This window comes from Marinomonas sp. FW-1 (assembly GCF_005222245.1).
Lineage (GTDB): Bacteria > Pseudomonadota > Gammaproteobacteria > Pseudomonadales > Marinomonadaceae > Marinomonas > Marinomonas alcarazii.
This window is the reverse complement of sequence record NZ_CP025987.1, coordinates 3,147,565-3,160,000: the sequence shown is the minus strand read 5'-3', so window position 1 is coordinate 3,160,000 and position 12,436 is coordinate 3,147,565. Positions and strand designations below refer to the sequence as shown.

Annotated in this window: 9 protein-coding genes and 2 rRNA genes (1 of these 11 cut by a window edge); 4 read left to right on the top strand and 7 right to left on the bottom strand. The window is 44.7% G+C overall.

What is annotated here, in order from left to right; translation table 11 throughout:
* Both C1X04_RS14630 and rrf read left to right on the top strand, forming a co-directional pair.
* Positions 1-2,201, top strand: a 23S ribosomal RNA gene (locus C1X04_RS14630); it begins 686 nt to the left of the window's first position.
* Positions 2,202-2,386: 185 nt separating this feature from the next.
* Positions 2,387-2,501, top strand: a 5S ribosomal RNA gene (gene rrf / locus C1X04_RS14625).
* A gap of 200 nt (positions 2,502-2,701) precedes the next feature.
* Here rrf and C1X04_RS14620 read toward each other — a convergent pair.
* Entirely contained in the window at positions 2,702-2,881 is a 180-nt protein-coding gene (locus C1X04_RS14620; RefSeq protein ID WP_137170326.1) for a hypothetical protein, read from the bottom strand.
* 301 nt (positions 2,882-3,182) lie between these two features.
* Here C1X04_RS14620 and C1X04_RS14615 point away from each other — a divergent pair, with 301 nt between their 5' ends.
* Positions 3,183-4,427: an MFS transporter gene (locus tag C1X04_RS14615; protein ID WP_137170325.1), complete on the top strand. Its 1,245-nt coding sequence runs from the start codon at positions 3,183-3,185 to the stop codon at positions 4,425-4,427.
* Positions 4,428-4,476: 49 nt separating this feature from the next.
* Here C1X04_RS14615 and C1X04_RS14610 read toward each other — a convergent pair whose 3' ends face one another.
* The 6 genes from C1X04_RS14610 to gap all read right to left on the bottom strand — a co-directional run bounded on the left by C1X04_RS14610 (position 4,477) and on the right by gap (position 9,999).
* Entirely contained in the window at positions 4,477-4,950 is a 474-nt protein-coding gene (locus C1X04_RS14610) for an Lrp/AsnC family transcriptional regulator (protein WP_110577246.1), read from the bottom strand.
* Between the two features lie 253 nt (positions 4,951-5,203).
* The gene (gene purK / locus C1X04_RS14605) at positions 5,204-6,271 is read right to left on the bottom strand and encodes a 5-(carboxyamino)imidazole ribonucleotide synthase (protein WP_137170324.1); all 1,068 of its coding nucleotides are present in this window, start codon (positions 6,269-6,271) and stop codon (positions 5,204-5,206) included.
* Positions 6,272-6,274: 3 nt separating this feature from the next.
* Positions 6,275-6,766, bottom strand: coding sequence for a 5-(carboxyamino)imidazole ribonucleotide mutase (purE, locus tag C1X04_RS14600; RefSeq protein ID WP_110577248.1), 492 nt, complete (start codon positions 6,764-6,766; stop codon positions 6,275-6,277).
* A 212-nt stretch (positions 6,767-6,978) separates the two neighbouring features.
* A complete protein-coding gene (locus C1X04_RS14595) occupies positions 6,979-7,416 on the bottom strand; it encodes a methylglyoxal synthase (RefSeq protein WP_110577337.1) in 438 nt (145 codons plus the stop codon).
* A 39-nt stretch (positions 7,417-7,455) separates the two neighbouring features.
* Positions 7,456-8,904 carry a pyruvate kinase gene (gene pyk / locus C1X04_RS14590; RefSeq protein ID WP_110577249.1) on the bottom strand — a complete coding sequence of 483 codons (1,449 nt, stop codon included), beginning with the start codon at positions 8,902-8,904 and terminating at the stop codon, positions 7,456-7,458.
* 81 nt (positions 8,905-8,985) lie between these two features.
* Positions 8,986-9,999, bottom strand: coding sequence for a type I glyceraldehyde-3-phosphate dehydrogenase (gap, locus tag C1X04_RS14585; protein ID WP_110577250.1), 1,014 nt, complete (start codon positions 9,997-9,999; stop codon positions 8,986-8,988).
* Positions 10,000-10,377: 378 nt separating this feature from the next.
* Here gap and edd point away from each other — a divergent pair, with 378 nt between their 5' ends.
* Positions 10,378-12,192, top strand: coding sequence for a phosphogluconate dehydratase (gene edd, locus C1X04_RS14580; RefSeq protein WP_137170323.1), 1,815 nt, complete (start codon positions 10,378-10,380; stop codon positions 12,190-12,192).
* Positions 12,193-12,436: the final 244 nt, after the last annotated feature.

Sequence of the window (12,436 nt, the reverse complement as noted above, 5' to 3'; positions counted from 1 at the left end):
GTTGAAGGTTGAGTAACATCAACTGGAGGACCGAACCCACATCCGTTGAAAAGGCTGGGGATGACTTGTGGATAGGAGTGAAAGGCTAATCAAGCTCGGAGATAGCTGGTTCTCCTCGAAAGCTATTTAGGTAGCGCCTCGTATCTCACCATTGGGGGTAGAGCACTGTTTGGGCTAGGGGGTCATCCCGACTTACCAACCCCATGCAAACTCCGAATACCAATGAGTGCAATTACGGGAGACACACGGCGGGTGCTAACGTCCGTCGTGGAAAGGGAAACAACCCAGACCGTCAGCTAAGGTCCCAAAGTTACAGTTAAGTGGGAAACGATGTGGGAAGGCTTAGACAGCTAGGAGGTTGGCTTAGAAGCAGCCATCCTTTAAAGAAAGCGTAATAGCTCACTAGTCGAGTCGGCCTGCGCGGAAGATATAACGGGGCTCAAACTGTACACCGAAGCTACGGATGCTTAGTTTACTAGGCATGGTAGAGGAGCGTTCTGTAAGCCGTTGAAGGTCAAGCTGTAAGGCAGGCTGGAGGTATCAGAAGTGCGAATGTTGACATGAGTAACGATAAGGGGAGTGAAAAACTCCCCCGCCGGAAGACCAAGGTTTCCTGTCCCATGTTAATCAGGGCAGGGTGAGTCGGCCCCTAAGGCGAGGCAGAAATGCGTAGTCGATGGGAAACAGGTTAATATTCCTGTACTCGTGCATATTGCGATGGAGAGACGGAGAAGGCTAGGCCAGCACAGCGATGGTTGTCTGTGTTTAAGGCGGTAGGTTTAGGGCTTAGGCAAATCCGGGCCCTTTTAAGACCGAGAACTGATGACGAGCCCTCTTTTGGGCGAAGTGGTTGATGCCATGCTTCCAGGAAAAACTTCTAAGCTTCAGATATGCAGGAACCGTACCCCAAACCGACACAGGTGGTCAGGTAGAGAATACCAAGGCGCTTGAGAGAACTCGGGTGAAGGAACTAGGCAAAATGGTACCGTAACTTCGGGAGAAGGTACGCCGGCCGGTGTGAAGGACTTGCTCCGTAAGCACTAGTCGGTCGAAGATACCAGGTGGCTGCGACTGTTTATTAAAAACACAGCACTCTGCAAACACGAAAGTGGACGTATAGGGTGTGACGCCTGCCCGGTGCTTGAAGGTTAATTGATGGGGTTAGCGCAAGCGAAGCTCTTGATCGAAGCCCAAGTAAACGGCGGCCGTAACTATAACGGTCCTAAGGTAGCGAAATTCCTTGTCGGGTAAGTTCCGACCTGCACGAATGGCGTAACGATGGCCACACTGTCTCCACCCGAGACTCAGTGAAATTGAAATCGCAGTGAAGATGCTGTGTATCCGCGGCTAGACGGAAAGACCCCGTGAACCTTTACTATAGCTTCACAGTGAACTTTGAACCTACTTGTGTAGGATAGGTGGGAGGCTTTGAAGCGGTGACGCCAGTTACCGTGGAGCCACTCTTGAAATACCACCCTGGTATGTTTGAGGTTCTAACTCAGGTCCGTAATCCGGATCGAGGACACTGTGTGGTGGGTAGTTTGACTGGGGCGGTCTCCTCCCAAAGAGTAACGGAGGAGCACGAAGGTGTGCTCAGCATGGTCGGAAATCATGCATAGAGTGTAAAGGCAAAAGCACGCTTAACTGCGAGACAGACACGTCGAGCAGGTACGAAAGTAGGTCTTAGTGATCCGGTGGTTCTGTATGGAAGGGCCATCGCTCAACGGATAAAAGGTACTCCGGGGATAACAGGCTGATACCGCCCAAGAGTTCACATCGACGGCGGTGTTTGGCACCTCGATGTCGGCTCATCACATCCTGGGGCTGAAGCCGGTCCCAAGGGTATGGCTGTTCGCCATTTAAAGTGGTACGCGAGCTGGGTTTAGAACGTCGTGAGACAGTTCGGTCCCTATCTGCCGTGGACGTTTGAGATTTGAGAGGAGCTGCTCCTAGTACGAGAGGACCGGAGTGGACGAACCTCTGGTGTTCCGGTTGTCACGCCAGTGGCATTGCCGGGTAGCTATGTTCGGACGGGATAACCGCTGAAAGCATCTAAGCGGGAAGCCTCCCTTAAGATAAGATCTCACTGGGACCTAAGTCCCCTAAAGAGCCGTTCGAGACTAGGACGTTGATAGGTTGGGTGTGTAAGTGCTGTGAGGCATTGAGCTAACCAATACTAATTGCTCGTGAGGCTTGACCATATAACACCAAAGTGGTTTTAGAGACACAAAAGACACAGATTACGATTAAGCATCAGCAATGATGAGCATCGGTTTGATACTTGGTTATCCCTATTTCAAAATGAATTGTTAAAGATCCAAGCATGTATTCGCGTGTTGTGGTGAGACGAAAAAAGTCCAGCCAGAACAAAACGCAAAACGAATTGCTTGACGATCATAGAGGCGTTGAACCACCTGATCCCATCCCGAACTCAGAAGTGAAAAGCGCCATCGCCGATGGTAGTGTGGGAGATCCCATGTGAGAGTAGGTCGTCGTCAAGCTTTAAAATGAAAAGAACCTCGTCCTGCGAAGCAGGGCGGGGTTTTTTCGTTTTGGAATATCGTCATCTATCTCTTTACTACTTTTGGATACATGTGATTACACGATGCACCGAAGGTGCTAGTGGAAGACATCCGCAGGATGCCCGAAGGGGATGAAGCACCGCTTCAGATCATTGTGGTCGTCGTATCGTGCTCCAAAGTCAGGTTTTTTCGTTACGAGGAATCAACAAGCTAAGCTGTAATGGCTTGCTGCAACAGTTGCCTTGCTCTTGCAGCAGTGGCTTACTCTTTTGTGCCCCGCTAGCGCCTGTCTCATTCTTCGACGCATCTGCGCGGGTCATCAAAAGAGAACGACTTATTTGTCTATCTGGGCGCGTCATCAAAAGAGTACGCCTGATCGTATCGTGTATTAAGTCGTTTACCTGATTTGCCTAAGCCATGCGCTACGCAGCAATGGTATACCCAGCTTGTGCTTGTCTTATCCTTCGGTGCGTCAGTGCGGTATATTAAAAGAGCTCGCCTTGTGTCATCTATCAGAATAGCTTTTCCATATTTTTTAAACGACGTGGTCGTAGGTGTCATGCGTATATCAAAGAGGCTTTGAGAGTTATTTATGCTGTCAGGGCTTTTTTTCGTTTAAAATAGCGCCAACAAAGATATTAACAACCTCAGAGTACCTTTATGTCAGATAAAGAAGCACAGAAGAAAGTTGATAAGGCGAATGTATTTAAGTTAGTCATATCGAATTTTTTAATTAATTTAGGGGATGTTTTGATTAACCCTAAAGTGACTCTTCCTTGGCTTCTACAAAGCGTAGGTGCACCTTTGTTTTTATTAGGTTGGCTTGTACCGATTCGTGAGTCTGGGTCTTTGTTACCACAGGTTATTATTGCTCACTTTATGTACAAAATAAAAGTCAGAAAGTGGGTGTGGGTGCTTGGAAGTGTTATTCAATCTTTGTGTGTCGTATTGATCGGTTTTGCGGCTGTAACACTTGAAGGTGAATCTGCTGGTTGGGCTATTATTAGTGCTTTAGTTGTATTTAGTGTGGCAAGAGGTTTGAACTCCGTCGCCTCTAAAGATGTTTTAGGCAAGACGGTAGTCAAGAATAAACGAGGTAGTGTGAGCGGTTGGTCTGCAAGCGCTGCTGGATTCATCACGATTATCATAGCTCTCACTATATTGTTTGGCTTTGACAGTTTTCATAAAAATACTGATGTCTACGTTTGGGGGATTGTTGCTGCGACATTGATTTGGTTGATTGCTGCTTTAATATATTCATTCGTGCGAGAACCTCTTAGTGACGTTAAAGGGGCTGGTTCGAGTTTACTGGACATCTTTAGAGAGTTTGCATTACTGCGTACAGATCGGCCATTTCGTTCATTTGTTATCGCTCGATCTTTATTTCTATGCGCTGCTTTGAGTGCCCCTTACTACGTTCTAATTGCTCAAAATGACGCCCAGAATTCCGTTTTAACCCTAGGACTATTTATACTGGTTAGTGGTTTGGCTTCTTTGCTGTCATCTCCATTTTGGGGGTTGTTTTCCGATTACTCTAGCCGTCAGGTGATGGTGCTATCTTCATTATTGAGTGTTTTTTCTGGGGTGGGGTTGTTTCTCAGTGTTCGTTTTGAGGTAGAAATGCTCTCAGGTAGTTGGTTGTTACCTCTGTTGTATTTTGTTCTTAGCATCGCTCATCAGGGGATTCGGATTGGGCGTAAGACGTATTTAGTTAATTTGGGAGAGGGCAATCTGCGCACCAGTTATGTATCCGTTAGTAATACATTGATTGGTATTGTTTTGCTAGCTATGAGCAGTATCAGCTTATTGTCTTATGTTGTTTCTCTGGAAACTCTGGTTTTGATATTTTCATTTATAACTTTAGCTGGTGCTATTATGGTGATTCGTTGTTTACCAGAGGCTTAAAGCGCCATTAGTTTGTTGCTTGCTTCCTGTCGCTTTAAGCCCTTCATTGTTAATTTGGTAAAGGGATAGAGGGGGCGTGCTTTACACGATTCAATACGACTGTTGAGGTAAGATCTCGAACGCAGGTTAGACTCGAAAGTGACTCGCTTAAAAAAGAGGAAAGCGATGGAAGGTTTTCACTTATGACTCTCAGCCAGTAATCAGCATCACCGCTGACAGAATAGCATTCTAATATTTCGGGAATTGCTTCAATTGCTTGTTTAAATTCTTTATCAGAGTTCTTTACTCTCTTATCGAGGGTGATACTGACAAAGGCGGTTATTTGATAACCAAGCTCACTGGCATTTAATTGAGTAAAGTAAGCTTCTATTAGATTGTTTTGTTCAAGTCTCTGTAAGCGCCGAGAGCATTGTGACGGTGATAAATTTACTTGTTCGGACAAGGCAACATTACTTAATCTTGCGTTTGTTTGCAGTGCTCGTAGCAATCGCCAATCATAACTGTCTAGTTCAATATGACTCATTCAAAGTTCCTTAATCAGCATCTATAAATATGTGCTGCTATTTTTATATTTGCTAAGCCGTTTTTAGCTTGATCAACAAGAATAAGGGGTTTTGTAAACTAAACAAGCTTAAAAGCTTTGTTTTTGCATTTTTTTATGCATTTATTTGCACTTTTGTTTTTTGAAAGTATAGAAGGTTTTGATTCTGAGGGATAAATAAATGCCGCCTATCATAATTGATAGCGGCATTGATGGGCTGCTTTATGGTAAATGGCTATTTTTGAGGTAGATTCTCAGATAGCCAAGTTAGTGCTTCAGGGTAAGGGGCAGGTATATTCAATTGATTGAGGGCTGCTTGTAGTACTTCTGGGTCGCCAGAACAAAAGTTGAGGTGACCAACTTTTCTTCCAGGTCGTACTTCTTTCTTATACCAATATAGCTCTAAGTCTTTAATGTTGAGCCATTGATAGTCAAGGTCTACGCCGATGAGGTTGACCATCATGCTTTGGTTTTTCACTTCAGCTGGTGCCAGTGGTAAGCCTGTTACAGCTCTCACATGATTTTCGAACTGACAGACGCTTGAGCCTGCTTGCGTCCAGTGGCCACTATTATGAACTCGTGGGGCAAGCTCGTTAATGAGTAGCTCATCACCTACGCGGAAGCACTCCATAGCCATTACACCGACATAGTCTAGCGCGCCCATCAGTTTACTAAGCATAGCTTCAGCTTTGCCCTGTAGAGGCTTCAGGCGCTCTAATGGCGATATTGAGGCGTACAGAATGCCGTTAATGTGTAGGTTTAGAGTAAGAGGGTAAAAATGTGTTTCACCGTCTTTGCCTCTAACACCGACTAAAGAAACTTCCTCGTTAAAATTGATTGCTTGCTCAGCAATAGCACGGCCTTTCCAATCTTCAGGGATTTCAGTCGCGTCAGACTGTTTTAACCAATATTGCCCTTTACCATCATAGCCACCGCGGCGTTGTTTCATAAGGACGCGTTCGCCTAATGTTTCATAAGCAAAAGCAGCGGTTGAATCTGATTCAACAGGGAACCATGGTGCTGTAGCTAGGTCGAGACGATCTAACCACTGCTTTTGTGTTAGGCGATCTGCTAGTTGTGGGAACGTCGCTAAATTGACAAAGTTGCTGTGAGTAGCAAGTTGCTTTGTTGCCACAGTTTCTGGCCATTCTTCTCTTTCTGCTGTGACAATATCTGCTGGTGATAGATTTAGCGTTTCAGTTGATTCGATATCGACTGGACGAACATCGAGGCCGAGAGGTGTTCCAGCTTGTTTTAACATAGCGCCTAACTGACCAGCACCCAATACCCATAGAACTGACATAAATTAGGCCTCTCTTGGATCTGGGTTGGCTAAGACGGTTTCAGTCTGGTTTATTCTGAACTCTTCAATCTTCTTAGCTAGTTCGGGGTTGGTGATAGCAAGGATTTGACACGCTAATAGACCAGCATTAAAAGCGCCAGCTGTGCCAATAGCTAGTGTACCTACGGCGACACCTTTTGGCATTTGCGCGATAGATAATAAGCTATCCATACCATTGAGTGCTTTGCTTTGAACAGGCACACCTAGAACTGGCAATCGAGTGTGAGCGGCAACCATACCTGGTAAATGAGCAGCGCCACCAGCACCACCAATAATAACTTTGAAGCCTTTTTCTACGGCACTTTCGGCAAACTCCGCAAGTTTTACAGGGGTTCTATGAGCGGAAACAACTTCAACGTGATAGCTAACACCAAGAGCGTCCATTATTTCAGCCGCACCTTCCATGGTAGCCCAATCACTTTTAGAACCCATTATTAGAGCAACTTCTGCTTGCAAAATTTTTCTCCTATCGAGGAATCCAACGTGGTGCTGAGGGAGTTAAAGCGTTGAATTCGGTCAGTAAACTTATCGAACATAGCATGAGGCCTAGAGCATCTATATCAGATAATAATTGGCGGCTAATATAGCCGATTTTGAAGTAAACCGCGAGCTTTGAGGGAGGATAAGTGCTTAAGTGGAAAGATAATGAATGGAAAAGAAAAGAGCGACTAAAGTCGCTCTTGGAGGTATTTATCGTAATCTGGAATTTGCCGTTCAAACTCGGATTCAAATAATGGAGAAGAAACCAGAAAGTTTGCAGAAGAAACACTGCATGCAATCGGGATGTTCCACACTGCTGCAACTCGAAGCAGGGCCTTAATATCTGGATCATGAGGCATAGGCTCAAAAGGATCCCAGAAAAAAATCAACACATCAATTTTGCCTTCGGCAATGAGACCGCCAAGTTGTTGGTCTCCACCCAAGGGGCCACTAATTAGGGACTTTACTGGAACGTTTAATTGCTTCTGCATTAAATTTCCAGTTGTTCCTGTTGCCATCAAATTATGCTTGATTAGCCTTTCTTTATGCTTTTCAGCCCATTCGATAAGAGCAGGCTTCATATTATCATGAGCAACCAGAGCGACGTTTTTACGCTCTGGTGTCATGATGGTTTTTTGTTGCAGTGTATTGTTTTTCACTGTGGATTATTCCTCAGCAGCGCCAACTTTCACGACTTTCATCATATTAGTTGTGCCATAGCTTACTAGGTGATCACCTTTTGTCACTATGACAAGGTCACCATCTTTGATTAAACCGAGTGATTTAACATGGTCAACCAAGCCTGTAATGATAGTGTCTACGTTATACTCTTGTGAAGAAAAAGCCACAGGAGTTACGCCGCGATAAAGGTTTACTTTATTAAGCGTCGCTTGGTTTGGAGACAATGCGTAGATTGGCAGACCAGAACTGATGCGAGACATGAGAAGTGGTGTTGTGCCAGATTCAGTCAAACTGATGATCGCTTTTACGCCTTCCAAATGGTTAGCCGCGTACATAGCTGACATGGCGATTGTTTCATCGATACTCGTAAAAGTAACATCAATGCGGTGTTTAGAACGGTTGATTGCTGGTTGTTTTTCAGCACCTAAGCAAACGCGGTTCATGGTTTTGATGACTTCTTCTGGGTACGCACCAGCCGCTGTTTCAGCAGAAAGCATTACGGCGTCTGTACCATCTAGTACAGCGTTCGCAACGTCAAACACTTCAGCACGAGTTGGCATTGCACTGGTAATCATGGTTTCCATCATTTGTGTCGCGGTGATAACAGGGCGGTTCAATTGACGGCAGCGCTTGATCATGTGTTTCTGTACACCAATCAATTCGGCATCGCCAATTTCCACACCTAGATCGCCACGAGCAACCATAACGGCATCAGAGGCTAGAATAATAGAGTCCAATGTTTCGTTGTCAGCAACGGCTTCAGCACGTTCTACTTTAGATACAATGCCTGCTTTCAGACCGGCAGCCTCTGCAAGTGCACGGGCTTCGTGAAGGTCTTCTGCAGAACGAGGGAATGAAACGGCTAGGTAGTCAGCTTTTAATGCTGCTGCTGTTTTAATGTCTTCGCGATCTTTATCGGTAAGGGCTGCTGCAGACAGGCCACCACCTTGACGGTTGATGCCTTTGTTATTCGACAGAGCGCCGCCAACGATGACTTTAGTAATGACTTCTTGGCCTTTCACTTCCAACACTTCAAGGACTACTCGTCCATCATCAAGAAGCAAAATATTACCTGGTTGAGAGTCTTTTGCTAATTGAGGGTAATCAATACCAACTCGAGTTTCGTCACCATTGTTTTTGTCAAAGCCTACATCAAGGATAAAAGTGGCTCCGTCTTCTAGCTCAATTTTGGTGTTTTTGAAGCGAGCAATACGGATTTTTGGGCCTTGTAAGTCACCAAGTATCGCAACATGACGGTTGTTTTTCTTCGCCATTTCACGAACTACTTCAGCGCGATTAATGTGATCTTCTGGTTGACCATGGGAAAAATTCAAGCGAAAGACATTTGCTCCAGCCAGAATCAGTTTTTCGATCATTTCTGGTGAGCTGGAAGCTGGGCCTAAAGTGGCAACAATTTTAGTTCTACGAGTCATGTTAAGTACCAAAGATTAGAAAGCGTGAAGTGAAGTATAAGAGACGACGAAGGCTGCGTCAGCAGCCTTCGTGTATTTTGACTATTTAGCAGCCATTAATGCGATAGTATTATCGAGCATGCGGTTTGAGAAGCCCCACTCGTTATCATACCAAGCCATAATTTTAACCAACTTGCCTTGAACGCGTGTTTGCGTCGCATCAAAGTTAGATGTGTAAGTGCTGTGGTTAAAGTCAGAAGAAACGAGTGGCTCATAATTGATATGTAATACCTGAGCAAGAATAGGGTCAGCTTTGATGGCATCTTCTATAATTTTGTTTACTTCTTCTACTGTCGTTTCGCGTGGTGCTAGGAAAGTCAAATCAACCAAGGAAACGTTGATCGTAGGGACACGAACGGCCATACCATCAAACTTACCAACTAGTTCAGGCACAACAAGGCCAACAGCAGCAGCGGCACCCGTTTTACTTGGGATCATATTTTGTGCAGCAGCACGAGCACGGTATAGGTCTTCGTGATAAACATCTGACAAACGCTGATCGTTAGTGTAAGCATGAATAGTCGTCATCAAGCCACTTTCGATTCCCAATTTGTCGCTAAGCGGTTTAGCAACAGGAGCTAGACAGTTAGTTGTGCAAGAAGCGTTAGAAATAACCGTCATGTCTGAGGTAAGTACATCTTGGTTAACGCCGAATACAACCGTAGCATCAACTTCTTTGCCTGGTGCAGAAATAATGACTTTCTTCGCTCCAGCTTTGATGTGCGCGCTGGCTTTTTCTTTTGTTGTAAAAAAGCCTGTACACTCATAAACAACATCAACACCTAGTTCAGCCCAAGGAAGGTCGGCAGGGTTACGTTCAGAGAAAGTGCGGATTTTGTCTTTGTTGACGTAAAGTGCTTCATCATCAAAGGTGACTTCTTCACCAAAGCGACCATGTACAGTGTCGTATTTTGTTAAATGAGCGTTGGTCTTGGAGTCGCCTAGATCATTGATCGCAACAATTTGGATTTGATCACGCTTACCTGATTCATACAAAGCTCTAAGCGTGTTGCGTCCAATGCGTCCATAACCATTGATAGCTACTTTAATTGTCATACTCACCTCTAAATAGTGCGAAAGTTACTAATGTTCGAATTCGAACAATTAGCGTTCAATAATGTTCTTTGACGTAAAAATACTACATAAGTAATTTTTTAAGCAAGGATTAGTAACAAATTCCTTGTAGTTTGACTATATTTCGATCAATTAACTGTCATTGATCATGTTGCATAGAAGTATATTACAAATGTTGGGATATTTTAGCCGAAAAAATGTCTTTTTCGAATCCTGAATGTAAAAAAATTACAAAATAATATGTTTTTGGTGTGTTTTTTGGGATTTTTGGCGTGAAATAAAATTAAAATGTAGTAATATTACATAAATATAGAGTCAGGCAGCTTGCTGAGATAACAGAATGAAAAAACGGAGAGAAGCATGAATCCGATTGTTGCTAAGGTAACGAACGACATTATTGAGCGTAGTAAAACCTTGCGCGAGCAATACCTTAAAGATATGAGAAAAGCGCAAGAGCAAGGGCCACACAGGGGGAAGTTATCCTGCGGCAACTTGGCTCATGGCTTTGCGGCATGCGAACCTCAGGATAAACAAAAATTGACTCTAATGGATGAGGCGAATATTGGCATAGTATCGTCTTATAACGATATGCTGTCCGCTCACCAACCTTACGAGAATTACCCAGACCAAATCCGCTCCGCTGTAAAAGAAATGGGCTCTGTCGCTCAGTTCGCGGGTGGTGTGCCTGCCATGTGTGACGGCGTCACCCAGGGGCAAGATGGCATGGAGTTGAGTTTGTTTAGTCGCGACAACATTGCGCAGGGTGCTGCGATAGCGCTTTCTCATAACATGTTTGACGCCGCTATTTATTTGGGGATTTGTGACAAGATTGTTCCAGGCTTATTGATTGCAGCTTTACGCTTTGGTCATTTGCCGGCTTTATTTATTCCTGCTGGACCAATGCGTTCTGGTATTACCAACGCAGCTAAAGCTGCAGTGCGTCAGCGTTACGCACAAGGACAGGCGACTCGAGAAGAATTACTCGAAGCCGAGTCTGCGTCTTATCACAGTGCTGGCACTTGTACTTTTTATGGAACGGCAAACTCCAATCAGTTATTAGTCGAAATCATGGGGCTTCAGCTTCCTGGTTCCTCTTTTGTTAATCCTGATGATCCATTACGAGGAGCGCTAACTAAATACGCTTCTCAACTATCTACCAAGATCACAGCGCTTGGGCGAGATTATCGTCCTTTATACGAAATAATTGACGAGCGCAGTATTGTTAATTCGATTGTTGGATTGTTGGCAACGGGCGGCTCTACTAACCACACAATGCATATTGTGGCTTACGCTCGAGCTGCTGGCATTATTGTAACGTGGGATGACTTTTCTGCTCTTTCGAAAGTGGTGCCATCACTGACAAAAATCTACCCTAATGGCCAAGCTGATATTAACCACTTCCATGCGGCAGGTGGGATGGCATTTTTGGTTAAGCAGTTACTGAAAGGTGGTTTGTTGCATGAAGATGTTAATACTATCGTCGGAAAAGGTTTAACGCATTACACCAAAGAACCATTCCTAGATGGCGATAATCTAGTGTGGCGTGATGGTACAGATGAAAGCTTGGATATGGACGTTGTACGACCTATCGATAATCCATTCAGCAAAGAGGGCGGATTGGCGTTGCTCAAAGGTAATCTTGGTCGCTCCGTGATTAAAGTTTCTGCCGTGAAAGAAGAGAATCGAATTATAGAGGCTCCAGCGGCTGTATTTCATAGTCAAAATGAATTGGCTGCTGCCATTGCCAGCGGTGAACTAAAACGTGACTGTGTGGCTGTGGTTCGCTTCCAAGGGCCAAAAGCGATAGGGATGCCTGAGTTGCATAAATTAACGCCTTACCTTGGTAACTTACAGGATCAAGGTTATCGAGTGGCGTTAGTGACTGACGGTCGTATGTCTGGTGCATCCGGTAAAGTACCTGCGGCAATTCACCTAACTCCAGAAGCGTTAGCGGGAGGCTTGATTGCGAAAATTCAAGATGGCGACATGGTTCGCTTGGATGCCATTGAAGGGACTTTGTCTGTGCTGGTTTCTGATGAAGAGCTCAATCAACGCGAAGCGGCTTCGCAAGATTTAACGAATTCCCATCAAGGTATGGGGCGAGAACTATTTAGTGCGCAACGCATTTTAGTAAGCGGTGCTGAACAAGGCGCTTGCAGCTTGTTTAATGACTAAACCTTTCCTCTGACTACTAACATTTGTTAGTAAATGGTGTTTAGGGGCTTGTTTCAAGCCCCATTTTTTTGTCTAAATTTTCTTCTCTTGTATTAATTAATCTTGGTGAACTCTCATCTTTAGGGGACTTTGTATCTCAGTGTTTTAGCTAATATAAGTGGGAGCTTGTGGGTATAAAAAAGGCCCGAATCCATTATGGATTCGGGCCTTCTAGAGCAATAAGTCTATTGAGCTGGCTGCTCTT